General features: G+C 67.7%; 19 protein-coding genes and 4 pseudogenes. 18 read left to right on the top strand and 5 right to left on the bottom strand.

What is annotated here, in order from left to right:
• Positions 1–46: 46 nt before the first annotated feature.
• Positions 47–328: pseudogene (locus BN118_RS19950) on the top strand (low-specificity L-threonine aldolase); the annotation flags it as partial.
• A gap of 13 nt (positions 329–341) precedes the next feature.
• Here the strand turns inward: BN118_RS19950 and BN118_RS13410 are convergent.
• The 4 genes from BN118_RS13410 to BN118_RS13395 all read right to left on the bottom strand — a co-directional run bounded on the left by BN118_RS13410 (position 342) and on the right by BN118_RS13395 (position 4,456).
• Positions 342–704: an antibiotic biosynthesis monooxygenase family protein gene (locus tag BN118_RS13410; protein WP_010930916.1), complete on the bottom strand. Its 363-nt coding sequence runs from the start codon at positions 702–704 to the stop codon at positions 342–344.
• A complete protein-coding gene (locus BN118_RS13405; RefSeq protein WP_014905933.1) occupies positions 701–1,849 on the bottom strand; it encodes a cytochrome P450 family protein in 1,149 nt (382 codons plus the stop codon). Before BN118_RS13405 ends, BN118_RS13410 begins: the two co-directional genes overlap by 4 nt.
• Complete coding sequence (locus BN118_RS13400) at positions 1,846–2,730, bottom strand: NAD-dependent epimerase/dehydratase family protein (protein WP_010930914.1); 885 nt, start codon at positions 2,728–2,730, stop codon at positions 1,846–1,848. The genes BN118_RS13405 and BN118_RS13400 overlap by 4 nt, the downstream gene beginning before the upstream one ends.
• Before the next feature lie 97 nt (positions 2,731–2,827).
• Entirely contained in the window at positions 2,828–4,456 is a 1,629-nt protein-coding gene (locus BN118_RS13395; protein ID WP_003821383.1) for an electron transfer flavoprotein-ubiquinone oxidoreductase, read from the bottom strand.
• 127 nt (positions 4,457–4,583) lie between these two features.
• Between BN118_RS13395 and BN118_RS13390 the strand changes: the two genes are divergently transcribed.
• The 17 genes and pseudogenes from BN118_RS13390 to ftsB all read left to right on the top strand — a co-directional run bounded on the left by BN118_RS13390 (position 4,584) and on the right by ftsB (position 22,593).
• Entirely contained in the window at positions 4,584–5,033 is a 450-nt protein-coding gene (locus tag BN118_RS13390) for an acyl-CoA thioesterase (RefSeq protein ID WP_003813730.1), read from the top strand.
• Positions 5,034–5,136: 103 nt separating this feature from the next.
• Positions 5,137–5,834, top strand: a pseudogene (locus BN118_RS13385) (CoA transferase subunit A).
• A 12-nt stretch (positions 5,835–5,846) separates the two neighbouring features.
• Positions 5,847–6,498: pseudogene (locus BN118_RS13380) on the top strand (3-oxoacid CoA-transferase subunit B).
• A 223-nt stretch (positions 6,499–6,721) separates the two neighbouring features.
• The gene (locus tag BN118_RS13375; RefSeq protein ID WP_010930912.1) at positions 6,722–7,606 is read left to right on the top strand and encodes a MurR/RpiR family transcriptional regulator; all 885 of its coding nucleotides are present in this window, start codon (positions 6,722–6,724) and stop codon (positions 7,604–7,606) included.
• The gene (locus BN118_RS13370) at positions 7,603–8,583 is read left to right on the top strand and encodes an isoaspartyl peptidase/L-asparaginase family protein (protein ID WP_014905932.1); all 981 of its coding nucleotides are present in this window, start codon (positions 7,603–7,605) and stop codon (positions 8,581–8,583) included. The genes BN118_RS13375 and BN118_RS13370 overlap by 4 nt, the downstream gene beginning before the upstream one ends.
• A 44-nt stretch (positions 8,584–8,627) precedes the next feature.
• Positions 8,628–10,529 carry a dipeptide ABC transporter ATP-binding protein gene (locus tag BN118_RS13365; RefSeq protein WP_014905931.1) on the top strand — a complete coding sequence of 634 codons (1,902 nt, stop codon included), beginning with the start codon at positions 8,628–8,630 and terminating at the stop codon, positions 10,527–10,529.
• A 70-nt stretch (positions 10,530–10,599) separates the two neighbouring features.
• Positions 10,600–12,153 (top strand): glutathione ABC transporter substrate-binding protein GsiB, encoded by a 1,554-nt coding sequence (gsiB, locus tag BN118_RS13360; protein ID WP_010930909.1) that lies wholly within the window; start codon positions 10,600–10,602, stop codon positions 12,151–12,153.
• Positions 12,154–12,214: 61 nt separating this feature from the next.
• The gene (gene gsiC / locus BN118_RS13355; protein ID WP_003813715.1) at positions 12,215–13,135 is read left to right on the top strand and encodes a glutathione ABC transporter permease GsiC; all 921 of its coding nucleotides are present in this window, start codon (positions 12,215–12,217) and stop codon (positions 13,133–13,135) included.
• Positions 13,136–13,142: 7 nt separating this feature from the next.
• Complete coding sequence (gsiD, locus tag BN118_RS13350; protein ID WP_010930908.1) at positions 13,143–14,042, top strand: glutathione ABC transporter permease GsiD; 900 nt, start codon at positions 13,143–13,145, stop codon at positions 14,040–14,042.
• A gap of 17 nt (positions 14,043–14,059) precedes the next feature.
• Positions 14,060–15,208, top strand: a complete 1,149-nt coding sequence (locus tag BN118_RS13345) for a DmpA family aminopeptidase (protein ID WP_003813710.1) — start codon at positions 14,060–14,062, stop codon at positions 15,206–15,208.
• A 26-nt stretch (positions 15,209–15,234) separates the two neighbouring features.
• Positions 15,235–16,039, top strand: a pseudogene (locus BN118_RS13340) (M55 family metallopeptidase).
• 8 nt (positions 16,040–16,047) lie between these two features.
• Complete coding sequence (locus BN118_RS13335) at positions 16,048–17,847, top strand: aminopeptidase P family protein (RefSeq protein ID WP_014905930.1); 1,800 nt, start codon at positions 16,048–16,050, stop codon at positions 17,845–17,847.
• A 215-nt stretch (positions 17,848–18,062) separates the two neighbouring features.
• Positions 18,063–19,715, top strand: a complete 1,653-nt coding sequence (locus BN118_RS13330; protein ID WP_003813705.1) for a CTP synthase — start codon at positions 18,063–18,065, stop codon at positions 19,713–19,715.
• On the top strand, positions 19,712–20,569 hold the full coding sequence (kdsA, locus tag BN118_RS13325) for a 3-deoxy-8-phosphooctulonate synthase (protein ID WP_003813703.1): 858 nt from the start codon (positions 19,712–19,714) through the stop codon (positions 20,567–20,569). The genes BN118_RS13330 and kdsA overlap by 4 nt, the downstream gene beginning before the upstream one ends.
• A 9-nt stretch (positions 20,570–20,578) precedes the next feature.
• Positions 20,579–20,863 carry a DUF1330 domain-containing protein gene (locus BN118_RS13320; protein ID WP_003813702.1) on the top strand — a complete coding sequence of 95 codons (285 nt, stop codon included), beginning with the start codon at positions 20,579–20,581 and terminating at the stop codon, positions 20,861–20,863.
• A gap of 5 nt (positions 20,864–20,868) precedes the next feature.
• Positions 20,869–22,155: a phosphopyruvate hydratase gene (gene eno, locus BN118_RS13315; protein ID WP_003813700.1), complete on the top strand. Its 1,287-nt coding sequence runs from the start codon at positions 20,869–20,871 to the stop codon at positions 22,153–22,155.
• 81 nt (positions 22,156–22,236) lie between these two features.
• Positions 22,237–22,593, top strand: coding sequence for a cell division protein FtsB (ftsB, locus tag BN118_RS13310; protein ID WP_003813698.1), 357 nt, complete (start codon positions 22,237–22,239; stop codon positions 22,591–22,593).
• Between the two features lie 75 nt (positions 22,594–22,668).
• Here the strand turns inward: ftsB and BN118_RS13305 are convergent, their stop codons facing one another.
• Positions 22,669–24,234, bottom strand: coding sequence for a winged helix-turn-helix domain-containing tetratricopeptide repeat protein (locus tag BN118_RS13305; protein ID WP_010930905.1), 1,566 nt, complete (start codon positions 24,232–24,234; stop codon positions 22,669–22,671).
• Positions 24,235–24,380: the final 146 nt, after the last annotated feature.

The raw sequence follows: 24,380 nt of genomic DNA, 5'->3' as shown, positions 1-24,380 counted from the left end.
TTTCCAGTTTCTCAAATCCGGTTCGGATGAACCATGCATACAACCTATTGAATCTTCACAGCTAGACCACGACAACGCGGCGCGGCTGGCCGCGGGCCTGGACGGCATCGACGGCGTGCGCGTGCTGGGGCAGCACACCAACATGGTGTTCGCCGAGTTCGATCCGGCCCGGTGCGAATCGCTGACCACGGCGCTGCGCGGGCAGGGCATTCTGATGCGGGCGGTCTATGGCGGGCCGACCCGCCTGGTGACGCACCTGGACGTGGACGCCGACGGCATCGATCGCGTCGTCGACGCGGTACGCGGGCATTGCGCGGCCGCGCGCTGAGCGCGGCGCGTTCTCAGCCGCCCGCCGGGCCGTCGTGCGCCTGGCGGCTGTCGGGCGGCGCCTGGTCGCGCGCCTGCATGCCATAGTCGCGCAATACGTGCGCGACGCGTAGCCGATAGTCCTGGAATACGCCGTTGCGGCCCGCCGACTGGGCTTGCCGGTGCTCGGCCAGCGCGCGCCAGTTGCGCACCGCTTCTTCGTCGCGCCAGAACGACAGCGACAACAGCTTGCCCGGCGTGCTGAGGCTTTCGAAGCGCTCGACCGAAATGAAGTCGTCGATGGCCCGCAGGTGGGGCAGCAGGCCGGCGGCGATATCCAGGTAGGCGGCGCGCCCGCCTTCGGCGGCGGGCTGCACTTCGAAAATGACGGCGATCATGGCGTGTCTCCGGGCGGGAAGTGGAACCGCGGTACGCGGGCATTGGGCAGCGGACGGTAGCGCACGCGCCGCGCCAGCGCCGGCGCGTCCACGCCGTGGCGCAAGGCATGCGCCAGCGCCTGGGCCGCGTGCAGCAGGGCGGGCGTGCGGCCCGGACAGGCATGGCGCTCGGCGCCGAAGGTCCATGGCCAGGCCCCTTCGGCCAGCGCGTGCGCGGCGGCCAGCACCACCAGGATGCCGGCGCCTGCGGGCGCGGATTGGCCCAGCAGGGTGGCGGGCGCGGCCAGGAAGCGCCGGGTGTTGTGCAGCGGCGGATCGTGGCGCGCCACGTGGGTGACGATCTCCACGCAGGTATGCAGCAGGTCCGGCGCGGCCGCCGGCGACAGGCGGCCGGCGTGAACCAGCGCATTGTCCAGCAGTCCGGCGCCGGCCTCGCAGGATTGCAGCAGCAGGCCCGCGAGATTGGCCGCCAGCGCATCGGCCTCGACGCCGCCGGCCAGGGCCAGGCGGCGCAGCACGCCCAGCGCCGCGTCGCCGCGGGCGGCGCGCAAATGCGCCAGCATGCGCGCCTGCAGGGCCTGCGCGGCCTGGTCGGCGCGGGCGACGGCCGCCGCGTCGGCGCCGGGCCGACAGGCTGCCATGAACGCCTCGATTTCTCGCGCACAGGATGCCGCGACCTCGTCCGGCAAGCCCATCAGGCAGGCCTGGGCGTGAACCGGCGCCTGGTAGAGATAGCGATCCACCTGGGCCGGATCATTGCCGATCGCCGGCCAGGCGGGCTCGGCCAGGTCCGCCGCGGTGCGTTGGGTCAGATAGGCCGTGAGCATGGGCTTGAGGCGCTCATGGACGGCGCCGTCGTTCATGCGGATGAAGCGGCCGAACATTTGCGCGGCGGGCCCGGCGCCCAGCGCCGCGGGCACGGGTTCCCCGGGCGGGCGCACGCGCGCGGCCGGACAGGTCAGTACCGCACGGATGGCCTGCGGCCCCGCGGCTACCCACAGGCCCAGGCGATCGTCGTGGTAGAACGGCCGTTCGCGCGCCAGGGCGGCATAGTAAGGGTAGGGGTCGGGGTGCGCGACGGCCTCCAGCGGGTCGGCGGGTTGCATGCTGTCTCCTCGATGCTGTCTTGCAGTATCGGCGATCACGGGATCGAACGTTTCGTTGTTGTATGAATCGTGGCCTGCAAGGTTGCCTTGCCGTCCAGCAGCGCGGCGTAGCCGGCGCGCGAGTCCGGCCATTGCAGTTGCAGGCCGCTGGCGCGCAGGCGCGCGTTGCACAGCCGCTTGCTGCCGACCTGCGCGGGCGCCGGGCCTTCGCCGGGCGGGGGCGCGCCGGCCAGCGTCGCCAGTGCGGCGTACAGTTCGTGCAGGGGCAGCGTGGTATCGTCGCAGCCCAGGTAGAGCTTCTCGGGGGCGGGCAGGCGCAGCAGGTGCGCGATCGCGGCCGCCGCGTCGTCGATGTGGATGCGGTTGGCCCAATGGGGCGGGTCGACGGGCGCGCGGGCTTGCCCCGCGCGCAGCCGCTCCAGCAGCTGCAGGCGGCCCGGTCCATACAGGCCCGCCAGGCGCAGCACCACGGCCTGGCCGGGCCATGCGTCCAGCGAGCGCTCGGCCTCGAGCAGGCTGCGGCCATTGAAGCCCAGCGGGCCGGGGGGCGTATGTTCGTCCACCCACTGCCCGTCGTGCTCGCCGTAGACGGCCGAGGACGAGACGAACAGCGTGCGGCGCAGGGCCGCCGTGTCCAGCGCGTCGCGCAGGTGGCGCAGGCCATCGACGAAAATCTCGCGATAGCGGGCCGGGTCGTGCGCGCCGGGGGCCGGCAGGTAGACGACCTGGGTCAGGCCGTCCGGCAGGCCGGCCAGTGTCGCGGGTTGCGTCAGGTCGGCGGCGATCCAGCGCAGCCCGCCATCCTCGGCCGGCGGCGGCTGGCGCCGCAACGCCCAGACCTGGTCGCCGCGCGCCAGCAGGCGCCGCGCCACGCGCACGCCCAGGTCGCCGCAGCCGGCCAGCAGCACTCGTTCGCTCATGCGAGGCCTCCCCCCGTGGTTGACGGGCACACGGTCTGGAAAAAAGGCGCCGCGAGGGCGCCTGGTATCCTGCCGGCGCCCACGTGCGCGCCCGCGCTTACATGCCGCTGTAGACCGGTCCCTCGCCGCCTTGCGGCGCGACCCAGACGATGTTCTGGGTGGGGTCCTTGATGTCGCAGGTCTTGCAGTGCACGCAGTTCTGCGCGTTGATCTGCAAGCGGTCGGCGCCGTGGTCGTCCTTGATGAACTCGTACACGCCGGCCGGACAGTAGCGCGACTCGGGGCCGCCATACTTGGCCAGATTGACCGCCACCGGTACGCTGTCGTCCTTCAGCGTCAAGTGCACCGGCTGGTTCTCTTCGTGGTTGGTGTTGGAGATGAACACCGAGCTCAGCTTGTCGAAGGTCAGCTTGCCGTCGGGCTTGGGGTAGTCGATGCGGGCGCACTGCGATGCCGGCTGCAGGCAGGCATGGTCAGGCTTGTTGTGGCGCAGGGTCCAGGGGAACTTGCCCTTGAGCAGCCACTGCTCGATACCGGTCATGAAGGTGCCGACGGTGCGGCCCTTCTTGAACCACTGCTTGAAGTTGCGCGCCTTGTTCAGCTCGGCGTGCAGCCACGAAGACTCGAAGGCGCTGGCGTAGCTGGCCAGCTCGTCGTGGCTGCGATCGCTCGCCACGGCGTCGAAGGCCGCCTCGGCCGCCATCTTGCCGCTCTTGATGGCGGCGTGGCTGCCCTTGATGCGCGATGCATTCAGGAACCCGGCTTCGCAGCCGATCAGCGCGCCGCCCGGGAAGGCCAGCTTGGGCAGCGACAGCAGTCCGCCCGCGGTGATGGCCCGCGCGCCATAGGCGATGCGCTTGCCGCCTTCGAAGGTGCCGCGGATGGCAGGGTGGGTCTTGTAGCGCTGGAATTCCTCGAACGGCGACAGCCACGGATTGGCGTAGTCCAGGCCCACGATCAGGCCGACCACCACCACGTTGTTGTCCAGGTGATAGAGGAACGAGCCGCCGTAGGTGTCGGAGTCCAGCGGCCAGCCGGCGGTATGCACCACCAGGCCCGGACGCGACTGGGCCGGGTCGACCTCCCACATTTCCTTGATGCCGATGCCGTACGATTGCGGGTTGCGGCCCTCGTCCAGCTTGTAGCGGCCGATCAGCTGGCGGCCCAGCTGGCCGCGCGACCCTTCGGCAAATAGCGTGTAGCGCGCCAGCAGTTCCATGCCGGGCTGGTAGTGGTCGGTGTGCGTGCCGTCGCGCGCCACGCCCATGTCGCCGGTGGCTACGCCGCGCACCGCGCCGTTTTCGTCGTACAGCACTTCGGCCGCCGCGAAACCGGGGAAAATGTCCACGCCGAGCGCTTCGGCCTGTTCGCCCAGCCACTTCACCACGTCGCCCAGGCGCACGATGTAGTTGCCTTCGTTGTGGAAACAGGCCGGCAGCAGCCAGTTGGGCGTGGAGCGCGCGCCGGTGGCGCTCAGGAAGAGGAATTTGTCCTGCGTCACGGGCACGTTCAGCGGCGCGCCCTTTTCCTTCCAGTCGGGGATCAGTTCGGTCAGGGCCTGCGGGTCCATGACGGCGCCCGACAGAATATGCGCGCCGAGCTCGGAGCCCTTCTCCAGGACACAGACGCTGACTTCGTGGTTCTTTTCCGCGGCAAGCTGCTTGAGGCGGATGGCCGCGGCCAGCCCAGCCGGCCCGCCACCGACCACGACCACGTCATATTCCATTGACTCACGTTCGGACATTACACAGTTCCCCTCTGTTAACCCTGATATGGCTGGAAGTATTATCGGCGATTGTATTGCAGCCGGCGCCGCGCCGGCTGCGCATGGTCGATTATCAGGAGTACGGTAAGTGAACCGCGACGAGCACGCTGTGCGCACGCTGGAGGTGGGAGACGCCCACCAGGTGGATATTCCGCTGCGCTGGGGCGATTCGGATTGCCTCAATCATGTCAACAACACGATTTATTTCCGGATGATGGAGGAGGCGCGGGTGCGCATCCTGTATGAGGCCGGTTACGAGCTGCCGGGCCAGTTCGGCGTCATCCTGGCCCACGCCTCGTGCGATTTCCTGCGCCCGCTTACCTATCCCGGCGAGGTGCGGGTGACCCATACGGTGGTGCGCATCGGGCGCTCCAGCATGGACCTGGACCTGACCCTGGAGAAGGTGGGCGAGGAGGGCGAGCCCTACGCGCGCAGTCGCAATGTGCTGGTGTGGGTCAACTACCAGACCAATCGCGCCGAACCCTGGCCGGCCCGCCTGCTGGAGCGGATGGCCGCGCAAATGCGGCCGGCGGCCTGAAGCGATCGCTTGCCGGTACAATTTGCGGCAGAGCAAAAAACAGCGCAGGCGCGATCCGCCAGGGCCGGGCCTGTACCAGATCATTTCAATAGGAGCTGGAGCGATGGACAAGGTTTATGCAAGCGCCGCCGAGGCGCTGGCAGGCGTCGTCAAGGACGGCCAGATGATCGCCGTGGGCGGTTTCGGCCTGTGCGGGATTCCCGAGGCGCTGATCGCCGCGCTGCGCGATTCCGGCGTCAAGGGGCTGACCTGCATCAGCAACAACGCCGGGGTCGACGGCTTCGGACTGGGCCAGTTGCTCAACACGCGGCAGATCAGCAAGATGATCGCCTCGTACGTTGGCGAGAACAAGGAATTCGAACGCCGTTCCTGTCGGGCGAGCTCGAGCTGGAATTCACGCCGCAGGGCACGCTGGCCGAGAAGCTGCGCGCCGGCGGCGCCGGCATTCCGGCCTTCTTCACGCGTACCGGCGTGGGTACGGTGGTGGCCGATGGCAAGGAAATCCGCGAATTCGACGGCCATCAGTATGTGATGGAGCGTGCGCTGGTGCCCGATGTCTCGCTGGTCAAGGCGCATATCGCCGACCGCAGCGGCAACCTGGTTTTCCGCAAGACGGCCCGCAACTTCAATCCGAACGTGGCGATGGCCGGCAAGATGACGGTGGTGGAGGTCGAGGAGATCGTCGAGACCGGCACGCTGGATCCCGATCAGGTCCATCTGCCCGGCATCTATGTGCACCGGATCGTGGTCAACGCCACCCCGGAAAAGCGCATCGAGCAACGCACCACTCGCCCGGCCTAAGGAGAATACGACATGGCATGGTCCCGCGATGAAATGGCGGCGCGCGCGGCGCGCGAACTGCAAGACGGTTTTTATGTGAACCTGGGCATCGGCTTGCCGACCCTGGTCGCCAACCACGTTCCCAAGGGCGTGGGTATGGCTGCAATCCGAGAACGGCCTGCTTGGCATCGGCCCGTTTCCCACCGACGACGAGGTCGACGCCGACCTGATCAACGCCGGCAAGCAGACCGTCACCACCTTGCCCGGGTCGTCGATCTTCTCCTCGGCCGATTCGTTCGCCATGATCCGTGGCGGCAAGATCAACCTGGCCATCCTGGGGGCCATGCAGGTCTCCGAGAAGGGCGATCTGGCCAACTGGATGATTCCGGGCAAGATGGTCAAGGGCATGGGCGGCGCCATGGATCTGGTGGCCGGCGTCGGCAAGGTCGTGGTGCTGATGGAGCACGTGGCCAGGAAGAAGGACGGCACCGAAGACATCAAGCTGCTGCCCGAATGCAAGCTGCCGCTGACCGGCGTCGGGGTGGTCGACCTGATCATCACCGACCTGGGCGTCATGAAAGTGACCGAAGACGGCCTGAAGCTGCTGGAGCTGGCGCCGGGTGTGACGGTCGACGAAATCAAGGCAAAGACCCTTGCCAAGCTGGATGTTTCCGCTGTGAAGTAAGGCGGGTTCATTTTTGTATGTAAGGCGCCGGCGTTAGCCGGCGTTTTTTTTCGCCCATGGCCATGGCTCGCGCTGGGACGGCGGGCGTGCGGCGTGCCGGAGAAAGGGTATTCCCCGAGTTTGAAAATATTTTTCTTCCATAAAATAATCACGTAAACAGATTTACATTTTTGCTGGCCCACTCTCCGCAACCCGTTTTGCTTTCTCCGGCGCCGCCGCCTCCATGACCCTCCCCCCTACGTCCATCGCCGACCGCATCGCGCGTGCGCAACCCGCCTTCAGCCGGACCCAGCACCGCATGGCCGAGTACGTGCTGGCGCACCAGTTCCGGGTCGCCACCATGACCATCGACGAGTTCGCGGTCGCGGTCGGGGTGTCGGTGGCCACGGCGAACCGCTTTGCCCGCGTGCTGGAATTGCCCGGCTATCCGCAGTTCCGCGCCGAGCTGGCGCGCGGTTTCGAATCGGCGCTGGAGCCGGTCGAGAAGCTGCGCATCGAGCTGGCGCACTCCGCCAGCGCGGCGCAGGTCTTCGCCGCGACGCTGCAGGAAGACATCTACAACGCGCAGATGACTTTGCAGGCGCTGGATGCCGGCGCGTGCGAGCGGGCGGTCGAGGCGATTCTCAACGCCGAGCGGGTGTTCATCATCGGTTTTGGCGCCAGCGGTTTCCTGGCCGGCCTGCTGCAGCGCGGCCTGTGCATGCACCTGCATGCGGTCGAATCGCTGGCCGGCCCGGGCGGCGTGTCGCATGCGGCGCGCCAGATGTCGCGCATGACTTCGCGCGACCTCGTGATCGCCCTGGCCTTTCCCCGCTATCTGGCCGACACGGTCACGCTGGCCAATGCCGCCAAGCTGGCGGGAGTGCCGGTGCTGGTGCTGACGGACAAGCCGACTTCGCCGCTGGCGCCGTGCGCCACCGTGGCCTTGTATGCCCATATGTCGCGCCAGTTGTCGTCCAACGCGGAAACCGCCGCGCTGGGCCTGATCGAAGCGTTGTCCGCCGCGGTGGCGCATCGCGCCAAGAATTCGATAGCAGCCGCTGCCGGCGTGGCGCAGTCCGTCATGCCCTGGCTGATTCATGGTGAAGCAGGAGCAGGAAAACGATGACGCAGCCCATCATCGCCATTCATGGCGGGGCCGGCGCGATATCGCGCGCGGCCATGCCGGCCGACAAGGAAAAGGAATACCTGGACGCCCTGGCGCGCATCGTCGCCGCCGGCCAGGCGGTGCTGGCCGGCGGCGGCAGCGCCATCGACGCGGTCACCGAGGCCGTGCGCCTGCTGGAGGATTGCCCGCTGTTCAACGCCGGCCACGGCGCGGTGTTCACGAGCGCCGGTACCCATGAGCTGGACGCGGCCATCATGGACGGGGCCACGCTGCGTTCGGGAGCCATTGCTAATGTGGATTGCGTGCGCAACCCCGTGCGGGCCGCGCGCGCGGTCATGGAGCACAGCAAGCATGTGTTCTTCGTCGGCGAGGGGGCGGTCGCCCTCGCGCGCGAGCACGGGCTGGAGCTGGTCGATCCCGGCTATTTCTCCACCGAGGCGCGGCGCGAGCAACTGTTGCGGGTGCAGCGCGAAACGCCCGGGGCGGCCATGCTGGACCACGACGGCCAGGCCCTGGTGACGCAAGGCCAGCCGGCCCCCGCCGACCCGCTGGATGCCGACAGGAAATTCGGCACGGTGGGCGCGGTGGCGCTGGACGCGCAGGGCAACCTGGCCGCGGCGACCTCCACCGGCGGCATCACCAACAAGCAGGTCGGGCGCGTGGGCGACGCGCCGCTGATCGGCGCGGGCACGTATGCCAGCAACCGGACCTGTGCCGTTTCCACCACGGGAACCGGAGAAATGTTCATCCGCATGGTCGCCGCGTACGACGTGGCGGCCCAGATGGAGTATTGCGGCGCCACGCTGGCGCAGGCGGCCGACCGGGTGGTGCACGACAAGCTGCCCACCATCGAAGGCAAGGGCGGCCTGGTCGCCGTCGACGCCCATGGCAACGTGGCCCTGCCGTTCAATACCGAGGGCATGTACCGCGGCCATGGCCGCGTGGGCGAGCCGCCGGTGGTCGCCATTTACCGATAGGGCGCGCGCAAGCGGCCTGGGTAATACAGTACGGGAATCGAAATATGGTTGATCGCGCAAACAGCCTGGCGATGCCGGAGAACCGCGTGGTTCAGGTCGAGGACCTGACGGTGCGTTTCGTCGGCGCCGAACGCACCGTGGAAGCGGTGCGCAACCTGTCCTTTCACGTCGACCGGGGCGAGACCCTGGCCATCGTGGGCGAATCCGGCTCGGGCAAATCGGTGACCTCGCTGACGCTGATGCGCCTGGTCGAGCATGGCGGCGGACGCATCGCCCAGGGGCGCATCGCGCTGCGCCGCCGCAACGGCGACATCGTCGACCTGGGCGCGTCGTCGCAGCGGGCCATGCGCAGCGTACGCGGCGCCGACATGGCCATGATTTTCCAGGAGCCGATGACCTCGCTGAACCCGGTGTTCACCGCCGGCGAGCAGATTGCCGAAACCATCCGGCTGCACCAGGGCAAGGACGCCGCGGCCGCGCGCGCCGAGGCGCTGCGCATGCTCGAGCAGGTGCGCATTCCCGAGGCGCGGTCGGTCATGGACCGTCATCCGCACCAGCTTTCCGGCGGCATGCGCCAGCGCGTGATGATCGCCATGGCGCTGGCCTGCAAGCCCGCGCTGCTGATCGCCGACGAGCCGACCACGGCGCTGGATGTCACGATCCAGGCGCAAATCCTGCAGCTGATCCGCCAGCTGCAGGAGGAAATGCGCATGGGCGTCGTGTTCATCACCCACGACATGGGCGTGGTCGCCGAAGTGGCCGACCGCGTGCTGGTGATGTATCGTGGCGACAAGGTGGAGGAGGGGCCTTCCGAACGCATCTTCGCCCAGCCCCGGCACCACTACACGCAGGCCTTGCTGTCGGCCGTGCCCAAGCTGGGCGCCATGCAGGGCACCGACCACCCGGCGCGTTTTCCGTTGCTGCGCGTCGACGAGTCCGCGGCCGCCGAGCCCGAGCCGCCGGCCACGCCTGCCGGACCGGCGCCTGCCGAGAGCGGGCCGGCCGGCGAGCGCCAGCCCATCCTCAGCGTGCGCGACCTGATCACCCGTTTCGACCTGCGCGGCGGCATCTTCAGCCGCGTGCAGCGGCGCGTGCACGCGGTCGAGAAAGTCAGCTTCGACCTCTACCCCGGCGAAACCCTGTCGCTGGTGGGCGAGTCGGGCTGCGGCAAGTCCACCACCGGGCGCTCGCTGCTGCGGCTGGTCGACAGCCAGGGCGGCCAGGTCCATTTCGGCGGGCGCGACATCACCAAGCTGAAGACCGCCGAGCTGCAAGCGCTGCGCCGCGATATCCAGTTCGTGTTCCAGGACCCCTTTGCTTCGCTCGATCCGCGCGTCACGGTGGGGTTCTCCATCATGGAGCCCCTGCTGGTGCACGGCGTGGCCAGCGGCAAGCAGGCCGAGCGGCGCGTGGCCGAGCTGCTCGAGCGCGTGGGCATGCCGCCCGAGATGGCGCAGCGCTACCCGCACGAGTTCTCGGGCGGCCAGCGCCAGCGCATCTGCATCGCGCGCGCGCTCGCCCTCGATCCCAAGGTGGTGATCGCCGACGAGTCCGTGTCGGCGCTCGACGTATCGATCCAGGCGCAGATCGTCAATCTGCTGATCGACCTGCAGCGCGACCTGGGCATCGCCTTCCTGTTCATTTCGCACGATATGGCGGTGGTCGAGCGCGTCAGCCACAGGGTGGCCGTGATGTACCTCGGCCAGATCGTCGAGATCGGCCCGCGCCGGGCGATCTTCGAGAATCCTCAGCATCCCTACACCAGGAAGCTGATGGCGGCCGTGCCGATCGCCGATCCCGCGCGGCGGCATATGTCGCGGACGCTGCTGTCGGACGAGATTCCCAGCCCGATCCGCCAGCTCAATGACGAACCCGTCGTGGCGCCGCTGGTGGCGGTCGGCCCGGATCACTTTGTCGCGCGCCACAGTGTCGGCGGCGCGTATTGAACGCGGTGGCTTGGCGCCTGCCGCATTTTCTTCCTCAACCACGCATCTCCCGCAAAACCAGGAGCCTTCCATGATGAAAGTTCTGCATCCGACCAAGCTGGTGGCCGCCGCCACGCTGGCCTTCAGCGTGCTCGCGTCGCCGCTGGCCCATGCCAGCAAGGACGTAACCTTCGCCGTCGCCATTGCGCTGGAAACGCTCGACCCCTATAACACCAACAGCACGCTGAACCAGGCCGCCGGCAAGGCCTACTATGAAGGGCTGTTCGAGTTCGACAAGGACCTGAAAATCCAGAATCTGCTGGCGACCGGCTACGAAGTCAGCCCGGACGGCCTGGTCTACACGATCAAGCTGCGTGACGGCATCAAGTTCCATGACGGCACCGACTTCAATGCCGACGCCGTCAAGGCCAATTTCGACCGTGTCGCCAATCCGGAAAACCGCCTGTCGCGCTATACGCAGTTCAACCGCGTGGCCAAGACCGAAGTGGTCGATCCGCATACCGTGCGCATCACGCTGAAAGAACCGTTCTCGGCCTTCATCAACGCGCTGGCCCACCCGGCCGCCATGATGATCTCGCCGGCCGCGCTGCAGAAGTACGGCAAGGAGATCGGCTTTCATCCGGTGGGTACCGGTCCGTTCAAGTTCGTCGAGTGGAAACCTGCCGAGTACCTGAAGGTCGAGAAATTCGACGGCTACTGGCGCAAGGGCTATCCGAAGGTCGACACCCTGACTTTCCGCACGGTCACCGACAACAATACGCGCGCCGCCGTGGTGCAGACCGGCGAGGCGCAGTTCGCCTTCCCGATTCCCTACGAGCAGGCCGCGGTCCTGGCCAAGAACGACAAGCTGGACGTGGTGGACCACAAGAATTCCATCATGGCGCGCTACCTGTCCATGAACACCCGCGTCAAGCCGTTCGACAACGTCAAGGTGCGCCAGGCGATCAACTACGCGATCAACAAGCAGGCGCTGGCCAAGGTGGCGTTCAACGGCTACGCGACCGTGGTCGACGGCGTGGTGCCGCAGGGCGTGGACTTCGCATACAAGATCGGCCAGTGGCCGTACGATCCGGCCAAGGCGCGCGCGTTGCTGAAGGAAGCCGGCTATCCGAACGGTTTCGAGACCTCGCTGTGGTCCGCCTATAACGACGGCACGTCGGTCAAGGTCGTGCAGTTCCTGCAGCAGCAACTGGCCCAGGTCGGCATCAAGGCCTCGGTCGAGGTGCTGGAGTCCGGCCAGCGCGTACAGCGCGTGCAGCAGGTGCAAAAGCCCGAGGACGCCAAGGTGCGCATGTACTACGCGGGCTGGTCGTCGTCGACCGGCGAGGCCGATTGGGGCCTGCGGCCCTTGCTGAGCACCGCCGCGTTCCCGCCGGTGATGAACAACATCTCGTACTACTCGACCCCGAAGGTGGACGACAGCCTGATGAAGGCGCTGGCCACCACCGATCGCAGCGAGAAGGCCGAGCTGTACAAGAACGCGCAGGAAACCATCTGGAACGACGCCCCGTGGGCGTTCCTGGTGACCCAGAACAATGTGTACGTGAAGTCGAAGAATCTGTCCGGCGTCTACGTCGAGCCGGATACCTCGTTCTGGTTCGGCGACATCGACCTGAAGCAGTAACACCTGGCAATGCCACATCCGGCGGGGGCGCGCGACCCCCGCCGGTGTCGCGGGAATTCCAATGCTGACCTATATCGTCAAACGTCTGTTGGGCATGATCCCCACCCTGTTGCTGGTGGCCGTGGTCGTGTTCCTTTTCGTGCACATGCTGCCCGGCGACCCGGCGCGGCTGGCCGCCGGGCAGGAGGCCGACCAGGAAACGGTCGAGCTGGTGCGCCAGGAGCTGGGCCTGGACCTGCCGCTGCCGCAGCAGTTCGTGCGCTACTTCGGCCACATGCTGCAGGGCGATCTCGGGACGTCGCTGCGTACCAAGCGCCCGGTGTCCACCGAAATCGCCGACCGCTTCATGCCCACGTTGTGGCTCACGCTGGCCAGCATGATCTGGTCGGTGGTGTTCGGCATGGCCATCGGCGTGGTCTCGGCGGTCTGGCGCAATCGCTGGCCCGATCGGCTGGGCATGACCCTGGCGGTATCGGGCATTTCGTTCCCGGCGTTCGCCCTGGGCATGATGTTGATGCAGGTGTTCTCGGTGAACCTGGGCTGGCTGCCCACCGTGGGCGCTTCGAGCTGGAAACACTACATCCTGCCGTCGCTGACGCTGGGCGCGGCGGTCGCGGCCGTGATGGCGCGCTTTACGCGCGCCTCGTTCGTCGAGGTGATCCAGGAGGATTTCGTGCGCACGGCGCGCGCCAAGGGCCTGTCCGAGCGCGTGGTGGTGACCAAGCACGCCTTGCGCAATGCGCTCATTCCCGTGGTCACCATGATGGGGCTGCAGTTCGGTTTCCTGCTGGGCGGCTCCATCGTGGTGGAGACCGTGTTCAATTGGCCGGGCCTGGGCAGGCTGCTGGTCGACGCGGTCACGCAGCGCGACTATCCGGTGATCCAGGGCCTGGTGCTGCTGTTCTCGCTGGAATTCATCCTGATCAACCTGATTGTGGACGTGCTGTATGGCGTCATCAATCCCAGCATCCGCTACAAGTGAGGCGGCCATGAGCCACACCAATACCGCCGCCGTGGCCGCGCAGGCCGCCAAGGAGGACGTGCGCACGCCCGCCTCCGAGTTCTGGCGCAAGTTCAAGAAGCAGAAGCTGGCCGTCGGCGCCGGCCTGTTCGTCCTGCTGCTGGCGCTCATCGCCATCCTCGCGCCCTGGATCGTGCCGTTCGATCCGGAGAATTTCTTCGACTACGACGCCCTGAACGCCGGGCCGTCGGCCACTCACTGGCTGGGCGTGGACTCGCTGGGCCGCGACATCTTCAGCCGCATCGTCATGGGCGCGCGAATTTCGCTGGCCGCCGGCTTCCTGTCGGTGGCCATGGGCGCCGTGGTCGGCACGTTCATGGGCCTGATGGCGGGCTACTACCAGGGCTGGTGGGAACGCATCACCATGCGCATTTCCGACGTGCTGCTGGCGTTCCCGGGCATGCTGCTGGCCATCGGCGTGGTGGCGATCCTGGGGTCGAGCATGGTCAACGTCATTGTCGCGGTGGCGGTGTTCAGCGTGCCGGCCTTTGCCCGCCTGGTGCGCGGCAATACGCTGGCGATCAAGCAGATGACCTATGTCGAGGCGGTGCGCAGCGTCGGCGCTTCCGATTGGACTATCATCATGCGGCATATCCTGCCGGGCACGATATCCCCCATCGTCGTGTACGGCACCATGCGCATCGCCACCTCCATCATCACGGCGGCCAGCCTGTCCTTCCTGGGCATGGGGGCGCAGCCGCCCACGCCCGAGTGGGGGGCGATGCTGAGCGAGGCCCGCGCCGACATGGTCATCGCCCCGCATGTGGCGATCTTCCCGGCGCTGGCGATTTTCTTTACCGTGCTGGCGTTCAATCTGCTGGGCGATGGCTTGCGCGACGCGCTGGATCCCCGGATAGACCGCAAGTAGGGCAGGGCGCGCGGCGCATGCAGGCGCCGCGCCGGTCGGGCCGCCCGCGCGGCGGCCCTGTTATCTCCAGGGCCGTGGCGACACGGACGAATGCTATGGAACAATTGGACCTCCCGCGCATCGGCATGCTGCCGGCGGGCGAACTCGATTCGATCGGCGATGTGCCCGGCGTGACCGTCGGGCATTTCACTTTGGCGCAGGGCGCGCGGCAGACCGGCGTCACCGTGGTGCGTCCGCACGAAGGCGATCCGTTTCGCAACAAGGTGCCGGCCGCGGCCACCGTGCTCAATGGTTTCGGCAAGAGCTGTGGCCTGATCCAGGTGGAAGAACTGGGCGTGCTGGAAACGCCTATTGCGCTGACCAATACCTTTGCCGTGGGCGCCGTGGCCAACGCGCAGATCCGCCAGGCCATTGCCGCCAACCCGGAGATCGGGCGCGCCTGGCCGACGGTCAACCCGCTGGTGTTCGAGTGCAACGACGGCTACCTGAATGATATCCAGGCGCAGGCCGTGGCCGAGGCGCACTACGAGCAGGCCTGGCGCGGCGCCGCCAGCGTCTTCGAGCAGGGCTCGGTGGGCGCCGGACGCGGCATGTCCAGTTTCGGGTTCAAGGGCGGCATCGGTTCGGCGTCGCGCCTGGCCGAGGCCTATCCGGGCCAGCGTTATACGGTAGGCGCGCTGGTGCTGTCCAACTTCGGCCAGCGCTCCAGCATGACGATTGCCGGCCGTCCGTTCGGCCGCCGGCTGGCCGCCGCCGCGCGCGACGGCGAACCCGCGGGCCAGCCCGAAAAGGGGTCCATCATCCTGTTGCTGGCGACCGACGCGCCGCTGGATTCGCGCCAATTGCGCCGGCTGTCCCTGCGCGCCGGGGCGGGCCTGGCGCGCACCGGTTCGGTGTTCGGCCATGGCAGCGGCGACATCGCCCTGGCGTTTTCCACGGCCTACACGATTCCGCACCTGGCCGAGCGCGGCATGCCGGTGCAGGTGATGCTGCACGAAACCCGTATCGATGCCCTGTTCGAGGCCGCCGCCGAGGCGGTCGAACAGGCCATCGTGGCGGCGCTGTGGCGGGCCGAGACGGTGGCCGGGCGCGACGGCCACGTGCGGCGTGCGATTCGCGAGGCGGCGCCCCAGTGGCGCCAGTGGCTGGCCGAGACGGCCTTCTGACATTCTCCCAATCGAGGCAGTTCTCCATGAAAGTCCTGATTTCGACCGATATCGAAGGCGTGGCCGGCGTGTTCCATGCCGAGCAGGTGCGCCCGGGCAATGGCGAATACGAGCGCGCGCGGGCCTGGATGACCGGCGAGGCCAACGCAGCCATCGCCGGCGCCATCGCGGGCGGGGCCGAGGAAGTGCTGGTCAACGACTCGCACGGCGGCTTTCGCAATCTGCTGCCCGACCAGCTCGACGAGCGGGCCCGCCTCGCGCTATCTGGGCATGATGGGCGGGCTCGAGGAGTCCTGCGACGCGGTGTTCATGATCGGCTACCACTCGCGCTCGCAGGGCCGCGGGGTGCTGGCGCACACGATCAACAGCTTCGCGTTCGCGCGCGTCTTCATCAACGGCACGGAGCTGGGCGAGGCCGGCCTGTATGGCGCGCTGGCCGGCGAACTGGGGGTGCCGGTGGCGCTGGCCAGCGGCGACGATGTGTTCATCGCCGAGACCCGCCCACTGTTTCCCGCCGCCCAATGGGTGCAGACCAAGGTCGCGCACGGGCAGGGCAGCGGCGTGACCCTCACGCCGGCCGCCGCGCGGCGGGCCATCGCCCAGGCGGCCGAGACCGCCGTGCGCAATCTGGACGGGCTGGCTCCCCTGCGCATCGCCGCGCCGATAGAATGCCGTTTGCAGACCCAGGGCGCGGCGCTGGCCGACCTGTTCTGCACCTGGCCCACGCTGGAGCGCGTGGACGGCGTCACGCTGCGCTTTACCGTCGACAGCATGCAGGCCGCCATCCGCATGCTCAACAGCCTCGCCGCCATGTCCTTCATGCTGCGTTAAGGAACCTCATGTCTGTCACCGATAACCGTATCGGCGCGCTGCGCCGGGCCATGCGCCAGCACCAGCTGGACGCCTACATCGTGCCGTCGGCCGATCCGCACCTGTCGGAATACCTGCCGGGGCGCTGGCAGGGCCGGCGCTGGCTGTCCGGTTTCACGGGGTCGGTGGGCACATTGGTCGTCACGCGCGATTTCGCCGGGCTGTGGGTCGACAGCCGCTACTGGGTGCAGGCCGAGAACCAGTTGGCCGGCACCGGCGTGACGCTCATGAAGATCGCCCAGGCCAGCACGCCGGGCCACGTGGACTGGCTGGCCGCCCGGTTGCCCGCGGGCAGCAGGGTGGGGGTGGACGGCCAGGTCCTGGGGCTGGCCGCGTTTCGCGCGCTGTCGGCGGCGCTGGCGCCCGCCGGCATCCATCTGGACATCCTGTCCGACCTGCTGCAGGCCATCTGGCCCGACCGGCCGGGCCTGCCGTCGGCGCCCGTCTACGAACTTCCGGCCCCGCACGCCTGCGAGCCGCGCGCCGACAAGCTGGCGCGCGTGCGCGCCGCCATGCGCGCGCAGGGCGCCGATGCGCACTGGCTGTCCACGCTGGACGACATCGCCTGGCTGTTCAACCTGCGCGGCTCGGACGTCGAATACAACCCGGTTTTCCTGGCCCACGCCCTGGTCGGGCCGGATCATGCCACCCTGTTCGTCGCCGATGGCAAGATCGACGCGGCGCTGCGCCAGGCGCTGGCCGCCGACGGGGTCGAGACGGCCGATTATGGGCTGGCCGCCGAAGCGCTGGGTTCGCTGCATACCGACCAGACGCTGCTGATCGATCCGGCGCGCGTCACCTGCGGCGTTTTCCACGCCATGGATCCGGCCGTGCCGCGCATCGAGGCCATCAACCCCTCGACGCTGTACAAGTCGCGCAAGAGCGACGCCGAGCTGGCCAGCGTGCGCGCCGCCATGGAGCAGGACGGCGCGGCGCTGTGCGAGTTCTTCGCCTGGTTCGAGGGCGCGGTGGGCCGCGAGCCGGTCAGCGAATTGACCATCGACGAACGCATCACGGCCGCGCGCAGCCGCCGGCCCGGCTACGTGTGCCCCAGCTTCGCCACCATCGCCGGCTTCAATGCCAACGGCGCCATGCCGCATTACCGGGCCACGCCGCAGGCGCATGCCGCCATCGAGGGCGACGGCCTGCTGTTGATCGATTCCGGCGGCCAGTACCTGGGCGGCACCACCGATATCACGCGGGTGGTCGCCGTCGGCGCGCCCAGCGCCGACCAGAAGGTCGATTTCACGCTGGTGCTCAAGGGCATGATTGCCCTGTCGCGCGCGTCCTTCCCGCGCGGCACGCCTTCGCCCATGCTCGACGCCATCGCCCGGGCGCCCATCTGGGCGGGAGGCGCCGAGTATGGCCACGGCACCGGCCATGGCGTGGGCTATTTGCTCAATGTGCACGAGGGGCCGCAGGTCATCTCGTACCGCGCCGCGCCCGGCCCGCATACCGCCATGGAGCCGGGCATGATCACGTCCAACGAGCCGGGTATCTACCGGCCCGGCCGCTGGGGCGTGCGCATCGAGAACCTGGTGGCCAACCGCACGTGGCTGGAGGGCGAGCTGGGCGAGTTCCTCTGCTTCGAGACCCTGACGCTGTGTCCGATTGACACGCGCTGCATCGACGCCACGCTGCTGCGCGCCGACGAGATCGCCTGGCTGGATGACTACCACCGCACCGTGCGCGAGCGCCTGGCGCCGTGGGTCGAGGGCGCCGCGCTGCAATGGCTGCAGGCGTGCACCCGGCCGCTGGGCGCGGACTGAACGGCCGCCGGACGCAGGTCCGGCGGGCGGGAAATCGGGCACGGGGCTGGCGTGCGGGCGGGCCCCGACCTAACATGGACAGGCGTGCGGACGCCGGCGTGGCGCGCGGCCAACTGTTACCGCCGCCTGCCTAGGGGAAACCCCAACACGTCCGCTTCCCCGGGTATAATCCAAATTTCCCGCATGCGCCCGCTCGTCCCGGGCGCTCACTCACGATGACCAAATACGTATTTGTCACCGGCGGTGTGGTGTCTTCCCTGGGCAAAGGGATCGCCGCCGCGTCCCTCGCCGCGATTCTCGAGTCGCGCGGCCTGCAAGTCACCCTGCTCAAGCTGGACCCCTATATCAACGTTGATCCCGGCACCATGAGCCCGTTCCAGCACGGCGAGGTGTTCGTGACCGAGGATGGGGCCGAAACCGACCTGGACCTGGGCCACTACGAGCGCTTCATTTCGGCCCGGATGCGCAAGGTGAACAACTTCACCACCGGCCAGATCTACGAATCCGTCCTGCGCAAGGAACGCCGCGGCGACTACCTCGGCAAGACCGTCCAGGTCATTCCGCACATCACCAACGAAATCCAGGACTTCGTCGCGCGTGGCGCCGAGGCCGCCTGGAATGGCGCCACCGACGTGGCCATCGTCGAGATCGGCGGCACCGTGGGCGACATCGAGTCGCTGCCCTTCCTGGAGGCCGCTCGCCAGATGAGCCTGCGCATGGGGCGCAACAACGCCGCCTTCGTGCACCTGACGCTGGTGCCCTACATCGCGTCGGCCGGCGAGCTCAAGACCAAGCCCACCCAGCATTCGGTACAGAAGCTGCGCGAGATCGGCATCTACCCGAACGTGCTGCTGTGCCGCGCCGATCGCCGCATTCCCGACGACGAGCGCGCCAAGATCTCGATGTTCTCGAACGTACCGCTCGATGCCGTGATTTCGGTCTGGGACGTCGATTCCATCTACAAGATTCCCGCCATGCTGCACAAGCAGGGCGTGGACAACATCGTGTGCGAGGCCCTGGGCCTGACTCCGCCGCCGGCCGACCTGTCCATGTGGGACAACCTGGTCGACGCGCTTGAGCACCCGCAGGATTCCGTCACCATCGGCATGGTCGGCAAGTACGTCGACCTGACCGAGTCGTACAAGTCGCTCAGCGAAGCGTTGGTGCACGCCGGCATCCACACGCGCTCCAAGGTCAATATCGAGTACATCGACTCCGAGGATATCGAGACCCGCGGCACCGACCAGCTCAAGCACCTGGACGCCATCCTGGTGCCCGGCGGCTTCGGCAAGCGCGGCACCGAGGGCAAGATCGCCGCCATCCGCTATGCGCGCGAGAACGGCGTGCCGTACCTGGGCATCTGCCTGGGCATGCAGCTGGCCGTGATCGAGTTCGCGCGCCACGTGGCCGGCCTGGGCGGCGCCAACAGTACCGAGTTCGATCCGGCCGCGCCGCATCCGGTGGTGGCCCTGATCACCGAGTGGATGGACCGCGAAGGCCGCGTCGAGCGCCGCGACAACAGCTCGGATCTCGGCGGCACCATGCGCAAGGGCGCGCAGCGCTGTCCGATCCGCCCGGGCACGCGGGCGCAGTCCATCTACGGCGACGACGTCAACGAGCGCCATCGCCATCGCTACGAAGTCAACAACGTGTATGTCCCCCGGCTCGAAGATGCCGGCATGGTGATCAGCGCGCGCACGCCCACCGAGAACCTGCCCGAGATGATGGAGCTGCCCAGCCATCCGTGGTTCGTGGGCGTGCAGTTCCACCCCGAGTTCACTTCGACGCCGCGCGACGGGCACCCCCTGTTCTCCAGCTATATCCGGGCGGCGCTCGAGCACAAAGCGCAGCGCGCCAAGGAGGCGTGATGAAAGCCTGCGGTTTCGATATCGGCCTGGATCATCCCTTTTTCCTGATCGCCGGCCCGTGCGTCATCGAGTCGCGCGAGCTGGCCTTCGAAACCGCCGGCCGTCTCAAGGAGATCACCGGCAAGCTGGGCGTGCCCTTCATCTACAAGAGCTCGTTCGACAAGGCCAACCGCAGTTCGGGCAAGTCGTTTCGCGGGCCGGGCATGGACGAAGGCCTGAAGATCCTGGCCGACGTGCGCGCCCAGCTGGATGTGCCGGTTCTCACCGACGTCCACGATATCGACCAGGTCGCGCCCGTGGCCGCGGTGGTCGACATGCTGCAGACGCCGGCCTTCCTGTGCCGGCAGACCGACTTCATCCGCGCCTGTGCGGCCACGCTCAAGCCGGTGAACATCAAAAAGGGCCAGTTCCTGGCGCCGCACGACATGCTCCAGGTGGCCCGGAAGGCCCGCGACGCGGCGCTCGAAGCCGGCGGCGACGGCAATAACATCCTGGTTTGCGAGCGTGGCGCTTCTTTCGGATACAACAACTTAGTGTCCGACATGCGTTCGCTCGCTATCATGCGGGAAACCGACTGTCCCGTCGTGTTCGATGCCACGCACTCGGTGCAATTGCCGGGCGGGCAGGGGGCCTCGTCGGGCGGTCAGCGCGAATTCGTGCCGGTGCTGGCGCGTGCCGCCGTTGCGGTCGGCGTGGCCGGGCTGTTCATGGAAACCCATCCCAATCCCGCCTGCGCCATGTCCGACGGCCCCAACGCCGTGCCGCTGGACCGCATGGCGGAGTTGCTTGAATCGCTGGTGGCGCTGGACCGCGTCACCAAACGCAGTGGCTTTCTCGAAAACCAGTTTGTCTGAAGGAATCGCATGAGTGCCTACCTGATCGCCGACGTTTCCGTTACCAAACCCGCGCAGTACGAAGACTATAAGCGCCTGTCCACCCTGGCCATGCGCGCCTACGATGCGAAGGTTCTGGTGCGCGGCGGCGAGTCGCGGCACCTCGAGGGCAGGGAGCCCGGCCGCACGGTCATCATGGAGTTTCCGTCCGTCGACAAGGCGCAGGCCTTCTATGACTCCTATCAGTATCGCCGTGCCCGCAATGCGCGGGAAGGCGCGGCCATTATGAATATGTTTATCGTTCAGGGAATGTAAGAACCATGAGTGCAATCGTCGATATCATCGGCCGCGAAATCCTCGATTCGCGCGGCAACCCTACTGTCGAGTGCGATGTGCTGCTGGAGTCGGGCGCGATGGGTCGCGCCTCCGTGCCTTCGGGCGCCTCCACCGGCTCGCGCGAGGCCATCGAACTGCGCGACGGCGACAAGGGCCGTTATCTGGGCAAGGGCGTGCTGCGGGCGGTGGAGAATCTCAACACCGAGATCTCCGAAGCCCTGATGGGCCTGGATGCGCAGGAGCAGACCTTCGTTGATCGTACCCTGATCGAACTCGACGGCACCGACAGCAAGGAGCGCCTGGGCGCCAATGCCATGCTGGCCGCCAGCATGGCGGTCGCGCGCGCCGCGGCCGACGAGTCGGGCCTGTCGCTGTACCGCTACTTCGGCGGCAGCGGCCCCATGAGCATGCCCGTGCCGATGATGAACGTCATCAACGGCGGCGCGCACGCCAACAATACGCTGGACCTGCAGGAGCTGATGATCCTGCCGGTGGGCGCGGCCAGCTTCCGCGAAGCGCTGCGCTGGGGCGCCGAAGTGTTCCACATGCTCAAGAAGCTGATCCACGACCAGGGCATGTCGACCGCCGTGGGCGACGAGGGCGGTTTCGCGCCCAACGTGGCCAGCCACGAGGCCGCCATCCAGCTGATCCTCAAGGCCATCACCGAAGCCGGCTACGAGCCGGGTACGCAGATCGCCCTGGGCCTGGATTGCGCCAGCTCGGAGTTCTACCGTGACGGCAAGTACACGCTGGCTGGCGAAGGCGGCGTATCGCTGTCCTCGCAGGAGTTTGCCAACCTGCTGGCGACCTGGTGCGACAAGTACCCCATCATCTCGATCGAAGACGGCATGGCCGAAAACGACTGGGACGGCTGGAAGCTGCTGACCGACCAGCTGGGCAAGAAGGTGCAGCTGGTGGGCGACGACCTGTTCGTCACCAACACGCGCATCCTGCGCGAAGGCATCCAGAAGGGCGTGGCCAACTCGATCCTCATCAAGATCAACCAGATCGGCACCCTGACCGAGACTTTCGCCGCCATCGAAATGGCCAAGCGCGCCGGCTACACCGCCGTTGTCTCGCACCGTTCCGGTGAAACCGAAGACTCCACCATTGCCGACATCGCGGTGGCTACCAACGCCATGCAGATCAAGACCGGTTCGCTGTCGCGTTCCGACCGCATGGCGAAGTACAACCAGTTGCTGCGCATCGAGGAAGAACTGGCCGAAGTGGCTTCCTATCCGGGCCTCGAGGCGTTCTACAACCTGCGTTAATGGTCAGTAATCCGGCCAGGCCGCGGCATCGCGGCCCGGCCGGAAACCGCTGTCTTCCGCGTTTGCTCAAGGTGCCCGCGTATGCGCCTGCTGTTCCTGGTGTTGCTAGTGCTGCTAGGCTTGATCCAATACCCGCTCTGGCTGGGCAAGGGCGGCTGGTTCAAGGTATGGGATCTGCAGCGGCAGGTGGCCGAACAGCGCGAGACCAACGACGGCTTGCGGGCGCGCAATACGGCGCTGGAAGCCGAAGTGCGCGACCTGGCGACCGGCGTGGGCGCGGTCGAGGAGCGTGCCCGCAGCGAGCTGGGCATGATGCGCGAAGGCGAAGTCTTCGTGCATATCCTGCCGCCCGGCACGCCGCTGCCCTCGGACAATTCCACGCCACAGGCCTCGGCGCTGTCCAAGCCCAGGCCGCCCGCCACGCCGCCGCGCCGCTGAGCCGCTGAGCCGCTGAGCCGGACGCGCCAACACTCCCCGCCAGGGGAGTTTTTTTTGCCTTGGGGCGGCCCGGCGCTATTCAGGCAGGCCCGCCAGGCGCAGCCCCTGGGCGAGAATGGCGAGGTTCTCGCCCTTGCGGATCGGCAGCCATTCCGACAGGCCGGCCAGCCGCAAGGCGGGATCGAGCCGGCGCAACTGGTCCATGGCGCGCCGTGCCTGGGCGCCGTGGCCGGCCAGGGCATGGCCGGCCGCGGCAATGGCGACCGTCATCAGGAAGCTGGGCAGCTCGCGCAACGCCTGTTCGGCCCACGCCGTCGCGGCGTCGTGATGCCCCAGGAAGAGATGCGCCACCCCCATGCCGGCCTGCATCCGGTACAGCTCGGGGTCCAGCGGGCTCAGGCGCATGGCGTGGGTGAAGTGCGTGACGGCCTGCGCGGTCTCGCCGTGCCACAGGCGCAGGAACGCGCTCAGGAACCAGGCCGCGGCCAGGTTGGGGTTGAGCACCAGCGCCCGGTCCAGCAAGGCGATGCCGCCTTGCAGATCGCCGGCCAGGTGGCCCAGCGCGTGGCCGCTGCGCGTGAGGGCCACCGCATCGATCCGGTCCAGTTCCACGGCACGGCGGGCCAGGCGGGCGCCCTCGGCCATTTCCCGCGGTTTGTCCTGCATCCAGCCATTGACCTTGCGCCAGCAATGGCACCAGGCGGCCATGGCATAGGCCGGCGCGAATTCGGGATCGCAGGCGATGGCGCGGTGAAATAGCGGCAAGGCCTGCTCGGCGGCCTGCCGGGTGCCCTGGTGCGCGCAGGCCATGCCGCGCAGGTAGTAGTCGTAGGCGTCCAGGCTGTCGGTGGGCTTGCGCCGCGCGCGCTCGATTTCAGCGCGTTCCAGCTGCGGCGCGATCGCGCCGACCACGTTTTCGGTGATCTGGTCCTGCAACGCGAAGATATCGTCCAGCACGCCCTCGTATCGATCCGCCCAGTGGTGCGCGCCGCTCGCGGCGTCGATCAGTTGTCCGGTGATCCGCACACGGTTCCGCTCCTTGCGCCAGCTGCCTTCCAGTACATAGCGCACGCCCAGTTCGCGGCCCACCTGGCGCACGTTCACGGCCCGTCCCTTGTAGGTGAAGCTGGAATTGCGCGCCACCACGAACAGCCAGCGGTATTGCGACAGCGCGGCGATGATGTCCTCCACCACGCCGTCGGCCAGGTAATCCTGCTCGGGGTCCGCGCTCAGGTTCACGAACGGCAGCACGGCGATGGACGGCTTGGCAGGCAGTGCCGGCGCCGTCGCGGGCGGCGCGGGCGTCCTGGCCATCCCGGCCGGGGCCGGCGCGTCGGTTCGTACCTCGGCCACGAAGCGAAAGCCCTTGCGAGGGACGGTGCGGACCACTGCCTGCCGCTGTCCGCTGTCGCCGACCGCCGTGCGCACCGCATTGATATGGCTGGCCAGGGTCGATTCGGAGACGATGCGGCCGTTCCAGACGGCCTGGATCAGTTCGTCGCGGTCGACGACGCGTTCGCGGTTTGCCAGCAAATAGGCCAGCAGGTCGAAGACTTGCGGCGCAGTCGCGACCGCCCGGGACGCGCGCGTCAGTTCGCGCCGGTCAAGGTCGAGCAGACAGTCGTCAAACGCCAACCGCATTCGCAGCTCCTGGTGCTTGGGGGCGTGCCGTTCGGGTGACCGTGGGGACGGGGCGGCCTGCGCAGGCCGCGCCAAGCGAAAAGTAAGCGAAAAGCAAGGGAAAAACAAGATGCCGGCAAAGTGCTCCGCCAGGGTGCCAAGCATAC

Origin of the sequence: Bordetella pertussis 18323, assembly GCF_000306945.1 — a bacterium.
GTDB classification, from domain to species: Bacteria; Pseudomonadota; Gammaproteobacteria; order Burkholderiales; family Burkholderiaceae_B; genus Bordetella; species Bordetella pertussis.
Note: the sequence above shows the minus strand (reverse complement) of the source record. Positions and strands in the feature narration are given on the sequence as shown.

Bases quoted from the DNA above. Each gene is read 5' to 3' on its own strand.
- BN118_RS13410 (WP_010930916.1), bottom strand. From the start codon at position 704: ATGATCGCCGTCATTTTCGAAGTGCAGCCCGCCGCCGAAGGCGGGCGC.
- BN118_RS13400 (WP_010930914.1), bottom strand. From the start codon at position 2,730: ATGAGCGAACGAGTGCTGCTGGCCGGCTGCGGCGACCTGGGCGTGCGC.
- BN118_RS13395 (WP_003821383.1), bottom strand. From the start codon at position 4,456: ATGGAATATGACGTGGTCGTGGTCGGTGGCGGGCCGGCTGGGCTGGCC.
- BN118_RS13375 (WP_010930912.1), top strand. From the start codon at position 6,722: ATGACCCTCCCCCCTACGTCCATCGCCGACCGCATCGCGCGTGCGCAA.
- BN118_RS13370 (WP_014905932.1), top strand. From the start codon at position 7,603: ATGACGCAGCCCATCATCGCCATTCATGGCGGGGCCGGCGCGATATCG.
- BN118_RS13365 (WP_014905931.1), top strand. From the start codon at position 8,628: ATGGTTGATCGCGCAAACAGCCTGGCGATGCCGGAGAACCGCGTGGTT.
- gsiB (WP_010930909.1), top strand. From the start codon at position 10,600: ATGATGAAAGTTCTGCATCCGACCAAGCTGGTGGCCGCCGCCACGCTG.
- gsiC (WP_003813715.1), top strand. From the start codon at position 12,215: ATGCTGACCTATATCGTCAAACGTCTGTTGGGCATGATCCCCACCCTG.
- gsiD (WP_010930908.1), top strand. From the start codon at position 13,143: ATGAGCCACACCAATACCGCCGCCGTGGCCGCGCAGGCCGCCAAGGAG.
- BN118_RS13345 (WP_003813710.1), top strand. From the start codon at position 14,060: ATGCAGGCGCCGCGCCGGTCGGGCCGCCCGCGCGGCGGCCCTGTTATC.
- BN118_RS13335 (WP_014905930.1), top strand. From the start codon at position 16,048: ATGTCTGTCACCGATAACCGTATCGGCGCGCTGCGCCGGGCCATGCGC.
- BN118_RS13330 (WP_003813705.1), top strand. From the start codon at position 18,063: ATGACCAAATACGTATTTGTCACCGGCGGTGTGGTGTCTTCCCTGGGC.
- BN118_RS13320 (WP_003813702.1), top strand. From the start codon at position 20,579: ATGAGTGCCTACCTGATCGCCGACGTTTCCGTTACCAAACCCGCGCAG.
- eno (WP_003813700.1), top strand. From the start codon at position 20,869: ATGAGTGCAATCGTCGATATCATCGGCCGCGAAATCCTCGATTCGCGC.
- ftsB (WP_003813698.1), top strand. From the start codon at position 22,237: ATGCGCCTGCTGTTCCTGGTGTTGCTAGTGCTGCTAGGCTTGATCCAA.
- BN118_RS13305 (WP_010930905.1), bottom strand. From the start codon at position 24,234: ATGCGGTTGGCGTTTGACGACTGTCTGCTCGACCTTGACCGGCGCGAA.